Origin of the sequence: Sulfurospirillum sp. SCADC (genome assembly GCF_000743525.1) — a bacterium.
GTDB lineage: Bacteria > Campylobacterota > Campylobacteria > Campylobacterales > Sulfurospirillaceae > Sulfurospirillum.
In genome coordinates this window covers 49956-66372 of the sequence record NZ_JQGK01000001.1, presented here as the reverse complement: position 1 = coordinate 66372, position 16417 = coordinate 49956, and the positions used below count along the sequence as shown (strand labels likewise).

The following is a 16417-nucleotide window of genomic DNA, read 5'->3' as shown; positions in this document are numbered from 1 at the left end:
TGCGAACCAAAGAAGGGCAGTCGGTAAAACTTATATATCGCCTACTAAACAGACCGCGATAAGAAGTGCAATGATAACGATAGGTTTTTTGTGAAAAGTGTGAAGCGTCTCTGGTTTCATAAAACCAGCTATGCTATTGGATTTTACATGTAAGAAAAAAATGTCTACAAAATCGTCAAATGGTCGGAGTGACAGGACTCGAACCTGCGACCTCTACCACCCCAAGGTAGCGCGCTAGCCAGGCTGCGCTACACCCCGACACATTTAAGAGTTTGGATTTTAACAAAGATAACCAAAAAGTTTTATTATAATTAAGAAAAAATCATGAATGGAAGCAATGAAAGAAATTCTCTTAACCACGTTTAATGCTCGCTATGCACACACGTCCATCGCCCAACGCTACTTGTTTGCCAACCTTGAGGAGCTTCAAGAAAGAGCGAAAATACTGGAGTTTGTCATTAATTCTCAAGTGGTCGATGCCGCCGAAGAGATTTTGAGTTACCAGCCCAAAATCGTCGGTATTGGCGCTTACATTTGGAATGCGTTGGAGGTGCAAGAGCTTAGCAACATTCTTAAAAAAGTTGCACCTCAGATTTTGATTATTCTCGGAGGTCCTGAAGCGAGCCATTTTCCCCATCGTGTTGATTTTAGTAAAGCGGACTACATCATCCAAGGGGAGGGAGACATCGCCTTTTATGCGCTGTGTAAAACCCTTCTAGAAGGCAACCTTCCACCAGAGCGTGTCATTAAAGCACCTATGGTCAATTTAAGCGCCATCAAACTGCCATACGATTACTACACAGACCACGACATCAAAAACCGTTACTGCTATGTGGAAGCGAGTCGTGGGTGTCCGTTTACCTGTGAGTTTTGTCTCTCCTCAGCGGATAAAAAAGTACGCGACTTAGAGATAATACGCTTTCTTTCTGAGCTTGAAAAACTGTGGCTTCGAGGGGTGCGCAATTTTAAATTTATCGATCGAACGTTTAACTTGAGCATTGAAAATGCGACAAAACTTTTGGATTTTTTCCTCTCAAAAAAAGAGGAGTATTTTGTCCATTTTGAAGTCATACCCGACCACTTTCCTTCAATCCTACGTGAAAAAATAGCACAATTTCCTCCAGCAGCACTGCAACTGGAAGTCGGTATTCAAACGCTTGATCCTGAAATATCGAAAAATATCCACAGGCGGCTAAACCTACCCAAGATTGAAGAAAATCTTGCCTTCTTGCAAAATGAGACGCATGCGCATTTACATGTAGACTTGATTATTGGTTTGCCAGGAGAGAGTTTGGAGGGTTTTGGGCGCAATTTAGATAAGCTCTATTCGCTCACACAGTGTGAGATACAAATCGGCATCCTCAAAAAGCTCTCAGGCACAACGATTTCAAGGCACGATGAGATTTACGGTATGGAATACTCCGATAAATCGCCTTATGACATCTTGCAAAATGACCTCATACCTTTTGAGCAAATGCAAAAGATGAAACGTTTTGCCCGTTTTTGGGATATGATCTACAACAGCGGCAATTTCAAAAAAAGTGCCACCTATTTGTGGTGTGAAGGCAAAGTTTATGAAGGTTTTTACGCCTTTAGTGAATGGCTGTATGCGCAAACAAAATCAACATGGCAAATTTCACTGGATCGTTTAGCGGAGTTGATCTTTCGCTACCTTTGTGATGTCATGAAGCTTGAAGCATCGCAGGTCAAAGCGATGCTGATCGAAGATATTATGACGGTGCGCGGACGCAAAATGCCCTCTTTTTTACGTGAAAATTACGTACCCAATAATGACCAAAAAGAGGGATCTTTAAAGCTCAATAAACGTCAGTTAAAACATGCCACAGTATAATGGCGATTTTTTAAGGAGAAAGAATGAAAATTGATAAAAGTTGGTTAACCGATAGTTTAAGTGCGTCACTGGTCGTAGTTTCGTTTGCTATACCAGAACCGTATGCGCACTGGAGTTTGCTTGCAGGTCTTTTTGCGCTTTCAGGTGCGATTACCAATCAAATTGCGATACATATGCTGTTTGAAAAAGTACCTTTTTTGTACGGCAGCGGCGTGATTCAACTGCAATTTGAGGCGTTTAAAACGTCGATTAAACATTTGATGATGAATCAGTTTTTTACCAAAGAGCAGTTAGATGCTTTCTTTGAAAAAGAGAAGAAAACGCTTGATTTAGCGCCTGTCATCGCAGATATGGACTTTTCACCTGCCTTTGACGCGTTGACTAAAACCGTGATGGAGTCATCTTTTGGCGGCATGCTCGGTATGTTTGGCGGAGAGCGCGCATTAGAGGGACTTCGTGCACCTTTTAGCGAAAAACTGAAAGATGCGATCATCGAAATCAGTGAAAGTGATGTATTTCAACAAAAAATAGCTCAAAGTATCCAAAATTCATCACTTAGTGATGATATGCTCATTACCATCGAACAGATGATCGATGCACGGCTGAATGAGCTGACACCGCAAATGGTGAAAGAGATCGTGCAGAATTTCATCAAAGATCATTTAGGCTGGCTCGTCGTTTGGGGCGGTTTTTTTGGTGCAGTGATCGGTCTGCTTTCAACGCTCGTTCTATAATACATAAAATAATACATACTAAAGAGGTTTCATGGAGTGTTCGTATTTTGGGAAATGTGGGAGTTGTACGCTGTATACATTGGATTATGAGGCGCAAGTTGAGCATAAAAAAGCACAGATGCAGACGTTATTTACCCCTTTACATGTAAACGCATTTGAGTACTTCCAAACACCCTCCGAACACTACCGTGGACGTTCTGAATTTCGCATTTGGAAAGAGGGCGATACCATCAGTTATGCTATGGGTGCATTCGATAAAAAGGGCGCTGTTTGCATAGAATCATGCCCTAAGGTAGAGCTTAAAATCTATACACTTATGCCTGCGTTATTAAAAAAAATTGAAGCGTCTGCGATGCTTCGCGAAAAGCTTTTTGCGATTGAATTCTTAGCTTCCTCTGAACATCTTTTGGTTACGCTTATCTACCATAAACCTTTACATGGTGAGTGGGAGGAAGAAGCCAAAATATTGGAGCAAGCGTTTGGTATTTTTATCATAGGGCGCAGTCGTGGGATGAAGCGTGTCCTTAGTCAAGATTTTGTGGAAGATCGTTTGGAGATTGCAGGTAAAACCTATCGTTATCACATCATCGAAGGAGGCTTTTCCCAACCCAATCGTCTGATGAATCAAACAATGATTCATTGGGTGTTAAGTCATCTTGAAAATTGTGAAGATTTATTGGAACTCTACTGTGGTTATGGCAATTTTACGATTCCTATGGCACAGAAATTTCAAAAAGTTTTAGCCACGGAGATTTCTAAAACCTCTATCAAATCAGCGCTTCAAAACTGTGAACTCAATGATGTCCATAACATCGTTTTTTTGCGTATGAGCGCTGAAGAGTTGACCTCGGCGCTGAAAAAAGAGCGTGAATACAACCGCTTGGTGGGCATCGATTTAGAAGAGTATCGATTTTCTCATGTCTTTGTCGATCCTCCTCGTTCGGGGATGGATGAGGCGAGCTTAGCATTTATTTCCCAGTTTGAAAATATCATCTACATTTCGTGCAATCCTGAGACGCTTAAACGCGATTTGGAAATTTTAACGTCTCAGTACGCCATCCTCCATTTTGCCCTGTTCGATCAATTCCCGAACACCGAGCATTTGGAATCTGGCGTGATCTTAAAACGCCTTTAACCTTTTTACATGTAAAGGGCTAAATCTTAAAGAGCGCTAGCTTTGAAGCAAGAGTATTGGAGAGATTAAGAAGCTCATCCGAAGAGGCATTGAGGTTCTTCACATCGCTGCTATTTTGCAGAGATGATTCGTAAATCTGACCAATATTTTTAATCATCGTCGCGGTATCAAGCGAAAGACGCTGAGACACTTCAGATGCGATCTGTGAAGCATCGGACGCCTCTTTGATAATCGCTTCCGTGGTGCTAATCTTAAGCTCAACCTCTTCAGAATTATTCGCCATTTGCTCAATAAATTTATAATTTTCACTCATCTGCCCACTTGCATCCATGATGTTCTGCACAATGACATTAATGGTCGCGTTAATCTCCGTAAGACTGCGTTGCGTTCGCTCTGCCAAATTGCGTACTTCATCCGCGACAACGGCAAATCCACGACCGTGTTCTCCCGCACGCGCCGCTTCAATCGCAGCATTGAGTGCCAAAAGATTGGTCTGATCGGCAATATCGGAGATGACGGTGAGGACATTTTTCACTTGATTGGCGTCCGTGCTGAGCTGTTGTAAGCGCTCAGAGGTGTGCGATTCAACTTCGGAAGCTTGTTGAATATTGGCAACCAAATGTTTGATCTCTTGCGCTGTGGTGTTGAGTGTTTTAGACGCATTTAAGATATTTTCACTCGTTTGTGTCGCATTAAGCGTATTTTGCTCCAATGTTGTTTTCATCGTATCGCCTAGATCTTTGGTCTGTTTGACAAAATCGCGCTCTGCAACCATACGTTTGTCGACTTCATGTGATATGCTTGAAAATTGATGTGCCATCGAAGCACTCTCCGTCGATGTTTTGGTTGAAGCAACAACGGTTTGATGAATTTTTTCAATAAATTGATTGATATTTTCAGATAAAGCTGCAATCTCGTCTTTAGAGTTGATCTGAATGCGCTTGGTAAGATCGCCGCTTCCTTGTGCAAGATCGAGGGTAATCGTGGAGAGTGCATCGATTGAATTGGTCATGCTGATGACCATCACGCGTGTAAAGATAAAGAAGAAAACCATTCCACAGACCGATCCTACAATTAACATCAATCGCTCAGAACCTGTAATTAACAATGACACCAATATAATATTTGCCATAAACCCACACAACGTTCCGATGGCTAAAAACCATCCCTTTGTTTTTATCTTAATGTGATTAAGAAACATTACTCCTCCTTGAATGTAAACCCTTTGATTATAACAAATTCATATGATAAAAGCTATGGATAATCGAGGCAAAAGATTGAGTGTGCTATACTCACGACTTAAAATTTTTTTAAAGGAGTCAATAATGGAATGCGACATTTCAACTATTAGCATGCCTGGTGATGCAGGCATAAAAGACATTTTTTCGATGTGTAAGAATATTGCCATTATTGGTTTATCTCCAGATCCTACCAAAGATAGCCATAAAGTGGCACGCTACTTGCAAGAACGTGGGTTTAAAATCTATCCGATCTATCCCAAAGAAGAGATGATTTTAGGTGAAAAAGTTTACCGCAGTCTTTTGGATATTCCTGAGAGCGTGGATATGGTAGATATGTTTCGAAAGCCTGAAATCGCCGATAGTTTGATCGAAGAGGTTTTAAAAAAAGGTGATGTAAAAGTCTTTTGGTTGCAACTGGGCATCGTCAATAATCATGCGTGTGCTAAAGCACATGAAAACGGCATCATTGCCGTGCAAAATCGATGCACTAAAGTAGAATATGAAAGGTTAATGAAATAATGATAGCTCTAAGTGAAATAGTCAAAGCAAAACGACAACTTGCCAATGTTGTCACCAAAACACCGTGTGCACTCGCTCCTCATTTGAGTGAAGAAGTAGGCGCACAGGTGTATCTCAAAAAAGAGAACCTCCAAATTACAGGAGCGTATAAACTCAGAGGTGCTTATAATAAAATCGCTTCCTTAACCAAAGAAGAGCGTGCTCAAGGCGTGATTGCCGCGAGTGCAGGAAACCATGCTCAAGGCGTTGCTTACTCAGCTCGAAGTTTTGGCATTTCTGCCACCATCGTTATGCCTGAAGCGACCCCTCTTCTTAAAGTAACGGGCACCAAAGCCTTAGGGGCTGAAGTGATTTTGAGTGGTGATAATTACGATGAAGCGTATGCCTATGCGCTCACCTACGCCAAAGAACACGGATTGACGTTTATTCACCCGTTTGAAGATGATGTTGTGATCGCAGGGCAAGGAACGGTTGCATTAGAGATGATCGATGAGATCAATGATCTTGATATAATCGTTATTCCCATCGGTGGAGGAGGGCTTATCAGCGGTATGGCTTCTGCCATCAAGCAGATCGATCCCAAAATCAGAGTCATCGGTGTCAATGCAACGGGTGCGCCTGCGATGTGTGAATCTTTTTATGCCAAAAAAGCGATCAACTCCAAAAGCGTACGCACCATTGCCGATGGTATCGCCGTACGTGATGTCAGTGAATCCAACTTAGCGCACATCTTAGAGTGTGTGGATGAAGTGGTAACGGTCGATGATGAAGAGATCGCCGCAGCGATTTTGTTCTTGCTTGAGCGTCAAAAATTGGTCGTTGAAGGTGGTGGTGCGGCGAGTGTGGCAGCCATTATACACCAAAAATTTAACTTTACCAAAAATATGAAAATAGGCGCTGTGCTAAGCGGTGGAAATATCGATGTGCAAATGCTTTCCGTCATTATTGAAAAAGGTTTGATTAAGTCGCATCGTAAGATGAAGTTGGTGATTACACTCATTGATAAACCGGGTTCACTGATGCGTCTGACAGACTTGTTTAAAAATGCGAATGCCAATATTATTCAGATTGATTACGACCGCTTTTCAACCAATCTTTCGTATGGCGATGCACAAATTACGATTATGTTAGAGACTAAAGGGATCGAGCATCAAAAGATGATCGGCTCACTTTTAGAAGCCGCAGGATATGATTTTAAAGAAGAGGTTTAAACGAAGTTAGTGAGGGGTAAACCCTCACGTTTAGTCGAGTTGTTGGTATGCTTCTAACAGTGTTTCGCGAAGAGCGTCTGAGAGTGTCTCTCCATTTTCACAATACTCTTTTAAGAAACTGTCCAAATGACTCAGAAGCTCAAAGAGATCGGCTTCGATCTCTTTAGCACTTTTCTTTTTCGCCATCATTGTCTCAAAAAAGACCAATTTACGAATAAAATCAGAAAGAATCTCTAAAGCCTCTTCTTCCTTTTTGCCCTCTATTAGTTTAAAAGGACGCTCATCCGGTGTTTTAGAACTATCAAGACTGAGCTTTATGTTGCGCACATGCTCTTGGATGATGGCTGAAAACTGCGCATAACGCTCAAACGAGCCCTCATCTGACAAGGAATCTAGTTTGTTGGTTAGTTTTCCGATCTGTTTGATTAACACAAACGCCACCATCGCTACAATCATCACAACAGGAATCAATTGTTCCATCATCTCTTATCCTTACATGTAAACCAAAATCAGTGCGATAAGATTTGCTCCAAAAAGAGTTTGAGACGATCTGACTCAGGATTTTGGAAAAACTCCTCAGGTGTATTTTCCTCGACAATTTGACCTGCATCCATAAAGATAATCCTATCGGCTACCTTTTTTGCAAAACCCATTTCGTGCGTTACACAGACCATCGTTTTATCTTCGCGTGCTAATTCTATCATAACATCCAAAACTTCGGCTACCATTTCAGGATCAAGTGCGGATGTGGGTTCATCAAAGAGCATGATTTTTGGATTTTTACACAAACTTCGAGCAATCGCAACGCGTTGTTGTTGACCGCCTGAGAGCTGATTGGGGTATTTGTGTGCTTGATTGGCAATCCCTACGCGCTCCAAATACTTCATCGCCGTAGCTTCTGCCTCTTTACGTGGCGTCTTTTTAACCCAAATAGGCGCTAAGGTAAGGTTGTCTAAAATCGTTAAGTGAGGGAAAAGGTTAAAATGCTGAAATACCATGGCAACCTCTTCACGAATCGCTTTAATTTTCTTAACATCATTGACAAGCTCAATACCATCCACAATGATACTACCTTCTTGAAACTGCTCAAGATAGTTGATACACCGAATCAGTGTTGATTTTCCCGAACCTGAAGGACCACAGACAACGATAATTTCACCTTTATTGATGGTTAAATTGACATCTTTTAAGACGTGAAAGTCACCGTACCACTTGTTTAAGTTTTTAATTTCTATAATTTCTTTTCTATCTTTCATCTTCTATTCCTATCTCAAATTGGTATTAAATCGTTTTTCAAGCTTTTGGCTAAAGGTTGACATTGAGTAACAAAAGAACCAAAAGATAAAGGTAACAAACACATAGCCTTCCGTCTCATAGCCCAGCCAGTATGAATCAGCCGCACTCAAACGTACCATCGCTAGTAGGTCAAAAAGACCAATAATAAGAACCAGTGTTGTGTCTTGGAAGAGGGAAATCGCAACACTTAAAAGGTTAGGAATAGCCACTTTTAACGCTTGTGGAAGAATCACCAAAAACATCTTCTGCCAATACGAAAGCCCAATGGCATCAGCGGCCTCAAATTGACCTTTGGGGATAGACTGAAGTCCACCACGAATATTTTCAGCAATATACGCCGCTTCAAACATTGCAATACCAATGAGCGCACGTAGCAATTTATCAAATGTCACTCCCTCAGGAAAGAAGAGTGGCAAGATAATAGACGACATAAAAAGAATCGTAATCAGTGGAACACCCCTGATAAACTCGATGTACGTCACGCTGATACTTTTGATAATCGGCAAATGCGACGCACGACCAAGCGCCAAAAGAACACCAATGGGGAAGGCACACACAATACCAACGGCGGCAACCATGATGGTAAGCATCAAACCGCCCCATTTATCGGTTGGAACCATTTCGATTCCAAAAAAGCCACCATGTACCAACAAAAATCCAACAATAAAATAGACATGGGCTAAAGCAACCTTGAGCAGAGGACTTTTAAGATACTTAAACGCTGCCATCAGCACAAAGAAGAGCCCGTAAACCGTGTTGATTCTCCACCGAAGCTCGGATGGGTAAAAACCATACATAAACATATCGATTTTCATGCGTATGAAGACCCAACAGGCACCACCACTGGTACAATCTTCACGTGTTGTTCCTGCAAAATTCGCATTGATGTAAGCCCATTTGACAAAAGGAGGAATAACCCAAAAAAGGACCATAATCCCTAGAATCGTCAACGCAACATTCAGCGGTGTCGAGAAGAGATTTTCTCTGATCCAAACGGTTGGACCTTTTGTATTGGAAGGAGCTTTTCGTTCATTAATTTTGTTGTAAATTGCCATATTAACGCTCCTGAATCTTCATTTTATGGTTAAACCAGTTGAGTATCGCCGATACAATCAAACTGATAATAAGATAGACGAGCATTGTCATCGAAATAATTTCAATGGCTTGTCCTACTTGGTTGAGAGACGTACCTGCAAAAACGGTCACAATCTCAGGATAACCAACGGCTGTTGCCAATGAGGAGTTTTTAATAAGATTGAGGTATTGGTTAATAATCGGAGGAATGGCAATACGAATGGCTTGCGGTAAGACAACCAATTTTAAAGCTTGATAAGGACTAAATCCTAGCGAAATAGCCGCCTCTTTTTGTCCATGACTGACCGCTTCAATGCCAGAACGCACCGCTTCAGCAATGAATGTAGCTGTGTAAATGGTGAGCGCAAACGTTAGTGCTAAAAATTCAGGTGAAAGTGTCTTTCCCCCTTTGAAGTTAAAGCCCATTAGCTCAGGATAACTAAAATTAAGGTGTGAACCACCGATAAAATACGCCAAGATGGGGAAAAGAATAAACATGCCTATCGCAAAAGGGAAGACCATAAAATCTTTTCCTGTGGCTAATTTGCGTCTGTTCGCCCATGTATTTAAGACAATGGAAGCAACAAACGCGCCAATAACACTGGCAAGTATTGTGAAAAATGTTGCATTGTATTCGGGTAGCGGAAAGTAAAGTCCGCGATTGTTAATGAAAAAAATGTCGAAAAAATTGAAACTCTGTTTGGGATTGGGCATAGCACGCAGTACGACGTTATACCAAAAGAGTATTTGAAGCAAAAGAGGTATATTTCTAAAAAAATCAATATAGGCTTTTGCCAGTCTTGCAATCAGCCAGTTGTTTGAGAGTCGTAATACACCAATCAGTAAACCTACAATAGTTGCACAGAGGATACCCACAAAAGCGATAATCAGGGTATTGAGAAGTCCTACAACGAAAACGCGCCCATGGGTATTTTCTTCTGTGTAGGCAATAGGGGATTGGTCAATGCCAAATCCTGCGGTTCCATCCAAAAAGCCAAAGCCTGTTTGAATGCCTCTTTGTTCTATATTGGCTACAGTGTTGCTACCAATATACCACAAAAAAGCAACCAAGCCAATAACGGTTAAGAGTTGGAAAAAAATTCCTCGAATCTTTTGATTTCTCAAAAGTGCTAACATACGTGTCCTTTAATAGTTAAAATCAAAGGGCAGCGAACTGCCCTTTTTGCATCTTTGAATAGTGTGACGAACGACTATCTAAAAGGAGGCGCGTATTGTAATCCGCCTTGATTCCAAAGGGCATTATAGCCACGTGCAATTTTAAGAGGAGAACCAGCCCCTACGGTTTTATCAAATGATTCACCGTAGTTACCGACTTGTTTAACGATGTTATAGGCAAAATCTTTTTTAAGACCCAAGTTTTCACCCATTTGACCCTCAACACCTAAAAGGCGTTTGATGTCTGGATTGTCAGATTTAAGCATTGCATCAACATTGGCACTGGTAACGCCTGATTCTTCAGCGGTTAACATAGCATAGAATGACCATTTAACAATGTCAAACCATTTATCATCACCTTGTCTAACAACTGGTCCTAAAGGCTCTTTAGAGATCACTTCTGGAAGAACGACAGATTCATCTGGTTTAGCCAATTTGATTCTCAAACCGTAGAGTTGTGATTGGTCAGAGGTTAAAACATCGCAGCGACCTGATTCATACGCTTTAACAACTTGATCGTTGGTATCGTAAGAGACAAGTTTGTATTTCATTTTGTTGCTTCTAAAATAATCAGCGACGTTAAGCTCTGTTGTGGTCCCTGTTTGAAGACAAATAGAAGCACCATCTAGTTCTTTAGCACTCTTAACGCCCAGTTTTTTAGTCACCATAAAGCCTTGACCATCGTAATAGTTCACAACCATAAAGTTAAGACCAAGGGTTGTATCTCTGGTTTGTGTCCATGTTGTATTACGTGAGAGCATATCGATCTCACCTGATTGAAGTGCTGTCAAACGCTCTTTTGCGTTGAGTGCAACGTATTTAACTTTTTTAGCATCGCCAAGAACGGCTGCTGCTACGGCACGACATAAATCAACATCGATACCTTTATAAACACCATCACCACCTACTTCAGAAAAGCCTGGAAGCCCACCATCAACACCACATTTTACGAAACCTTGTTTTTGTACTTCGCTGAGTGTATCAGCACTGAGTGTTGTTGAGCCAAGACCCAACACTGTAATTGTTGCTAAAGAGATTTTAGCGAGTTTAGAACGTAACATCATTATCTTCCTTTCAAAGTTGATGCAAGAATTCTAACACTAAATTTTATTTTTTGGCGAAAAAACTGCCTATTTATTAATCAGTATAATCAGGTGAGTAAAATCTACATCTATTGAAACTATGTTCATTTTTTTGCACATTCTTTTGTTAGTTTTACTTTGAAACAACTTTGTAATTTTAAGTCGTTCCCTCTCATCCATCTTAAAACTTCATAATGCCATTGTACTATTCAATTCTCTTTAAAGCCAATCTCAATATAATAGACTTCTTTCATAACCCAATGAAAAAAGAGTATCGCTTATAGCACATCACTTTTTAAAACTAAGAACATCGCCATAGCTTTGGCTATGACTCAATTTTGAGTTTTAAAAATTAACGTACTCAAAGCAAACTCTTTAGTTTTCAAGGGCTATGAAAGAAGTCTAATCAATAAAAATTCTAAATAAGGGTCATTTATGAGTTCTTGGACGCGTGCATCATGGAGAGAAAAACCAATTAAGCAACAACCAACCTACAGTAACCAAGAGTTGTTAAAAAGTGTTGAACAAGAACTGAGCAAATATCCTCCTCTCGTTTTTGCAGGAGAAGTAAGACAACTTAAAGCTTCATTAGCCGATGTGGTTGCAGGAAAAGCTTTCTTGCTTCAAGGTGGAGATTGTGCGGAGAGTTTTAGCGAATTTAATGCTGTCAATATCCGTGATATGTTCAAAGTCATGCTTCAAATGGCGGTTGTTTTAACCTTTGCAGGTGGCTGTCCCATCGTTAAAGTAGGGCGACTTGCTGGGCAATTTGCCAAACCGCGCTCGTCAGATTATGAAGAGATGGATGGCGTTTCACTTCCAAGTTACCGTGGTGACATCATCAACGACATTGAATTTACCGAAGATGCGAGAATCCCAAATCCCAAACGCATGCTTAAAGCCTACAACCAATCGGCTGCGACGATGAACCTTTTGCGTGCTTTTTCACGCGGTGGTTTGGCAGACCTCCACCAAGTCCACAAATGGACGTTAGGCTTTGTTTCTGAGAGTCCTTTGGGAGAGCGTTATCAACACCTGTGTGATCGCATCTCCGAGACGTTAGCCTTTATGGAAGCGTGTGGCATCACCTCTGCCAATACGCCAAATATCAACGAAACCGTCGTTTACACCTCGCATGAAGCGTTGCTTCTCAACTACGAAGAGGCGCTTACACGTCAAGACAGTTTGACAGGCGACTGGTATGACTGTTCTGCGCATATGCTTTGGATTGGGGATCGAACCCGTGATGTGGATAATGCACATGTAGAATTCCTCACAGGTGTCAAAAACCCTATCGGCATTAAAGCAGGGCCTAGTATGACCGCGGAGGGCTTGATGAAGCTTATCTATAAACTCAACCCTGAAAATGAGCCAGGACGTCTTAATATCATCGTACGAATGGGTGCAGACAAGATCGAAAAAGAGTTCCCAATATTGGTTCAAGCGGTCAAAGCAGCAGGTGCTCATGTGCTTTGGAGCATCGATCCGATGCACGGCAACACCATTAAAGCTTCCAACAACTATAAAACACGCTCGTTCGATGAAGTGCTTCGCGAAGTCAAAGGCTTTTTTAAAGTTCACGAAGAAGAAGGCACCTTCCCTGGTGGCGTTCACTTAGAGATGACCGGTCAAGATGTGACCGAGTGCATCGGTGGCGCACAAGAGATCACCGAAGAAAAACTCGCATGTCGCTACCACACCCAATGCGACCCACGCCTCAACGCGAACCAAGCGTTAGAGCTTGCATTTTTGATCGCAGACTCGCTCAAAGCGGCTCGTCAGAGATTTTTAGCACAGTAAAACGGCTTTACATGTAAAGATGAAAATCTTTACATGTAACCTTTATCTTCCACAGAGCCAATCACTCTTTGAAAACGGATACTGCTTTTTAAACTCAGCCTCGTCAAAATCAAAACGGTAATTTTCCATATATACTTTCACTAATTGATACGCATCATTAATCTCTTGAAATTTAGCAGTATCGCCATTTGGTGCATCGGGATGGAACTCTTTGGAGAGGGCGAGGTAGAGTTTATGAAGGGTTTTTTTGTCGGTTTTGGCGACAACGCCCAAGGTTGTGAGCGCTTTTTCAAAATCGCTGTACTCTAAACCTTGGATCATGGTTGCTCCTATAAGATCTTTTTGGTTCTGCGCTTGCGCTCTTTTTTCTGATGAAGCCAGATGTAAATTGCGCCAAAAATCACGATAAAGACAACTATCGCGATGGTAATCGTGTGCAGATGCTCATTGAGCAGCGCTTCATTTTGCCCAAAATAATAGCCTAAAAAGCTCAAGATGCTCACCCAGATACCTGCACCAAATCCTGTGTAAAAACAAAAAAGCCACACATTCATCCGTGCAAGCCCTGCAGGCAAAGAGATGTAATGGCGAATGACGGGAATCAGCCTTCCGGTAAACGTTGAAAACGAACCGTGTGTTTTGAAAAAGATTTCCACTTTTTCCAGTGTTTCTGGCTTGAAAAAGACGTAATGACCGTACTTCAAAATCAACTTTCGACCCAATTTCACTGCCAAATAGTAATTCAAAAGTGCCCCTGCAATGCTTCCTAGTGTACCAAGCAGAATGACAATCACCAAATTCATCTCGCCTTTGGCACACAAATACCCAGCAGGAATCATCACCACTTCACTTGGAAGCGGGAAAATACTGCTTTCAATCAGCATCATCACAAAAATACCAATGTACCCAAAAGCTCCAACCGTCTGAACAATCCAATCAATAATTGCGTGCATAAAACTCCTACTTTTTGTTATTGAACACTCACTTCGACCTCTTCACCTTGCCATAAACCGTGTTTGGTACAGTAGCATTGAGCGTTAAAATGGTAGATGTCTTTACTTGGAACAATGGAAAATGCCACTTCGGCATTACCCTTTCGCTCATCCGTACTCACGATGCACGCGGCCAGTTCCACTTTGGCTAGCATATGATCCGCATCAAAGAGCGTAATGGTCGAGATATAATGGTTAAAATCATCAATATGCGCATGCTCTCTTCCGACACGAACGCGTACAAAAGAGGGAACATCTTTTTGAAGCGCTGTATCACAGTAGATGTAAGGCGTATGTTTGTCGATAAAATCTTTGCGAGCTTCGCGCTCTTCAGGACTAAACGTTTGGGGAGAAAAAATTTTTGGCATGATTTATCCTTTCGTTGAATCGTACAATGAATATCTTTAAAAATTGAAATAACTAGGCTTTTAATTCAATCATACGATCACTGCACCATGAGGCTAAATTTTTATCATGGGTGATCAGCAAAATGCCCACTTGGTCTAAAAACTGCATCAGTAATTGCATGACATGTAAGCCGGTGATGTTATCGAGTGCTGAAGTGGGTTCATCGGCTAAGATGAGGGAAGGTTTCATCAAAAGTGCCCTTAAAATGGAGCACCTTTGAAGCTGTCCTCCGCTGAGTTGATGGGGTTTTTGCGCCAAGACATCGGGGTCAAGATCGAGCGCGTGGCAGAGTTGGTGCAAGTCATGTAGCGCTGCAACGTCGCTTATTTGATTGATGATCGTATAGGTTGGATGAAACGAGGTGTAAGGGTCTTGGAAAATTTGCGACAGTTTTGTGATTGTAATCGTGCCACTTTTGGCTTTAAGATTTCCCGTGATGAGTTCAAACAGTGTGCTCTTGCCACTACCGCTCTCACCCAAGATCGAGACAACTTCTCCGATGTTTACATGTAAAGAGAAATTGTCATACAAAAGCTTGGAATGAGCGTAGGCAAAGCTTAGGTTTTCAATGCGTAAAACCTCGTGGTTCATGCGCGAATCTGCCCTTTACCGTAGACTTTAAATTTGTAGGTCGTTAGGTCATTAATACCCATGGGACCTCGTGCGTGAAGTTTGTTGGTACTGATGCCCACTTCCGCGCCAAAACCAAACTCACCGCCATCGGTGAAACGCGTCGAAGCGTTGATATAGACACACGCGGCGTCCACTTCATTTAAAAAACGCTCCGCCGTTGTATAATTTTCGCTTAATATAGCCTCAGAGTGCGAAGAGCCAAACTGCGCGATATGCGCAATCGCTTCATCCACGCTCTCCACGATCTTGATATTGAGCGCGTTACTGAGGTGTTCGGTATGGTAATCTTCATCGGTGGCACGCTTTACATGTAAAAGTTTTTCGCTTTTTTCACACCCTTTTATCTGCGCTCCCGTGAGATCAAGTGCTGCTTTCATGCGTGGTAAAAAAGTCTCTGCGATGGCTTCATGCACCAAAAGCGTTTCCAGCGAATTACACGCACTGGGACGTTGGCATTTGGCATTGAGGACTATCTCTATCGCTTGGTCTAAATTCGCCTCTTTATCGACATAGGTATGACATACACCTTTGTCATGTTTGACTACAGGAACGGTCGCATTTTCGCTCGCATAACGAATCAGCGCTTCGCCACCACGAGGAATGATGAGATCAACGTATTTGTCCATTTTGATGAGCTTGGCAACCCCCTCACGACTGTAATCTGGCAAAAGCGAGATGATCTCTGTTGGAAGGTTGAATTTTTCAAGCACATCTTGCAGTAATGACGCGATGATGGCATTACTGTAAAACGCCTCTTTACCGCCTTTAAGAACACACGCATTGCCACTTTTAAAGCACAACGCTGCGGTATCACTCGTGACATTGGGGCGACTCTCATAAATGATGGCAATCACACCAATCGGAATGCTTACTTTTTCAATGCGAAGCCCACTTGGCACAACCCAACCCTCTAAAATACGACCCACAGGCTCTTTAAGTGCGGCGATTTCACGAATCGCATTTGCCATCTCCTCAATGCGTTTTGGATTGAGCAAAAGGCGATCCACGAGTGCTGAACTGAGGTTGTTTTTCTTTGCCTCATCTAAATCTTTTTGGTTTTCGGTGATGATGATCTTGCTGTGTGCTTCCAACGCATCTGCCATGTGCATTAACACATCGATTTTTGTTTTAGGATCGAGTGTCGCAATGATGCGGCTAGCGGATTTGGCGTGTTCTAAAAAATGTTGCACGTTCTAGCTTCCTTAGAGTGGAATTTGACGGGGATTTTACCACGTTTGTATTTAATATGTCATAAGTATGATCG

17 protein-coding genes and 1 tRNA gene are annotated in these 16417 nt (G+C 41.9%); 6 read left to right on the top strand and 12 right to left on the bottom strand.

Annotated features, from left to right (window positions below):
* Positions 1-180 precede the first annotated feature (180 nt).
* Positions 181-258: transfer RNA gene (locus JU57_RS00350), tRNA-Pro, on the bottom strand.
* A gap of 79 nt (positions 259-337) precedes the next feature.
* On the opposite strand from JU57_RS00350, the gene JU57_RS00345 reads away from it, so the two are divergent.
* From JU57_RS00345 to trmA, 3 genes are read left to right on the top strand one after another with little or no spacing between them, the layout of a single operon-like run.
* On the top strand, positions 338-1852 hold the full coding sequence (locus tag JU57_RS00345; RefSeq protein WP_037955464.1) for a B12-binding domain-containing radical SAM protein: 1515 nt from the start codon (positions 338-340) through the stop codon (positions 1850-1852).
* Between the two features lie 23 nt (positions 1853-1875).
* A complete protein-coding gene (locus JU57_RS00340; RefSeq protein ID WP_037955461.1) occupies positions 1876-2586 on the top strand; it encodes a hypothetical protein in 711 nt (236 codons plus the stop codon).
* Between the two features lie 31 nt (positions 2587-2617).
* Entirely contained in the window at positions 2618-3721 is a 1104-nt protein-coding gene (trmA, locus tag JU57_RS00335; protein WP_037955458.1) for a tRNA (uridine(54)-C5)-methyltransferase TrmA, read from the top strand.
* Between the two features lie 19 nt (positions 3722-3740).
* On the opposite strand, the gene JU57_RS00330 is transcribed toward trmA, so the two are convergent.
* On the bottom strand, positions 3741-4922 hold the full coding sequence (locus tag JU57_RS00330; RefSeq protein WP_051906403.1) for a methyl-accepting chemotaxis protein: 1182 nt from the start codon (positions 4920-4922) through the stop codon (positions 3741-3743).
* 124 nt (positions 4923-5046) lie between these two features.
* Between JU57_RS00330 and JU57_RS00325 the strand changes: the two genes are divergently transcribed.
* Positions 5047-5481 (top strand): CoA-binding protein, encoded by a 435-nt coding sequence (locus JU57_RS00325; RefSeq protein ID WP_037955455.1) that lies wholly within the window; start codon positions 5047-5049, stop codon positions 5479-5481.
* On the top strand, positions 5481-6692 hold the full coding sequence (gene ilvA / locus JU57_RS00320; RefSeq protein ID WP_037955452.1) for a threonine ammonia-lyase: 1212 nt from the start codon (positions 5481-5483) through the stop codon (positions 6690-6692). The genes JU57_RS00325 and ilvA overlap by 1 nt, the downstream gene beginning before the upstream one ends.
* Positions 6693-6722: 30 nt before the next feature.
* On the opposite strand, the gene JU57_RS00315 is transcribed toward ilvA, so the two are convergent.
* The 5 genes from JU57_RS00315 to JU57_RS00295 form a co-directional block, all read right to left on the bottom strand.
* The gene (locus tag JU57_RS00315) at positions 6723-7175 is read right to left on the bottom strand and encodes a hypothetical protein (protein WP_294874845.1); all 453 of its coding nucleotides are present in this window, start codon (positions 7173-7175) and stop codon (positions 6723-6725) included.
* A gap of 26 nt (positions 7176-7201) precedes the next feature.
* Entirely contained in the window at positions 7202-7930 is a 729-nt protein-coding gene (locus JU57_RS00310; RefSeq protein ID WP_223809813.1) for an amino acid ABC transporter ATP-binding protein, read from the bottom strand.
* A gap of 27 nt (positions 7931-7957) precedes the next feature.
* Positions 7958-9043, bottom strand: coding sequence for an amino acid ABC transporter permease (locus JU57_RS00305; protein ID WP_037955448.1), 1086 nt, complete (start codon positions 9041-9043; stop codon positions 7958-7960).
* A gap of 1 nt (position 9044) precedes the next feature.
* Complete coding sequence (locus tag JU57_RS00300) at positions 9045-10199, bottom strand: ABC transporter permease subunit (protein ID WP_037955446.1); 1155 nt, start codon at positions 10197-10199, stop codon at positions 9045-9047.
* 74 nt (positions 10200-10273) lie between these two features.
* Positions 10274-11299, bottom strand: a complete 1026-nt coding sequence (locus JU57_RS00295) for an amino acid ABC transporter substrate-binding protein (RefSeq protein WP_294874839.1) — start codon at positions 11297-11299, stop codon at positions 10274-10276.
* Positions 11300-11755: 456 nt separating this feature from the next.
* Here JU57_RS00295 and JU57_RS00290 point away from each other — a divergent pair, with 456 nt between their 5' ends.
* Positions 11756-13120 carry a class II 3-deoxy-7-phosphoheptulonate synthase gene (locus JU57_RS00290; protein ID WP_037955440.1) on the top strand — a complete coding sequence of 455 codons (1365 nt, stop codon included), beginning with the start codon at positions 11756-11758 and terminating at the stop codon, positions 13118-13120.
* 42 nt (positions 13121-13162) lie between these two features.
* Here JU57_RS00290 and JU57_RS00285 read toward each other — a convergent pair whose 3' ends face one another.
* The 5 genes from JU57_RS00285 to JU57_RS00265 are packed head-to-tail and all read right to left on the bottom strand — an operon-like array spanning position 13163 to position 16343.
* A complete protein-coding gene (locus JU57_RS00285) occupies positions 13163-13441 on the bottom strand; it encodes a DnaJ domain-containing protein (protein WP_037955436.1) in 279 nt (92 codons plus the stop codon).
* Between the two features lie 8 nt (positions 13442-13449).
* A complete protein-coding gene (locus tag JU57_RS00280; protein ID WP_037955433.1) occupies positions 13450-14073 on the bottom strand; it encodes a DedA family protein in 624 nt (207 codons plus the stop codon).
* 17 nt (positions 14074-14090) lie between these two features.
* A complete protein-coding gene (locus JU57_RS00275) occupies positions 14091-14480 on the bottom strand; it encodes a desulfoferrodoxin family protein (RefSeq protein WP_037955430.1) in 390 nt (129 codons plus the stop codon).
* 52 nt (positions 14481-14532) lie between these two features.
* The gene (locus JU57_RS00270) at positions 14533-15111 is read right to left on the bottom strand and encodes an ATP-binding cassette domain-containing protein (protein WP_037955428.1); all 579 of its coding nucleotides are present in this window, start codon (positions 15109-15111) and stop codon (positions 14533-14535) included.
* Positions 15108-16343: a glutamate-5-semialdehyde dehydrogenase gene (locus JU57_RS00265; RefSeq protein ID WP_037955426.1), complete on the bottom strand. Its 1236-nt coding sequence runs from the start codon at positions 16341-16343 to the stop codon at positions 15108-15110. Before JU57_RS00265 ends, JU57_RS00270 begins: the two co-directional genes overlap by 4 nt.
* Between the last annotated feature and the right edge of the window lie 74 nt (positions 16344-16417).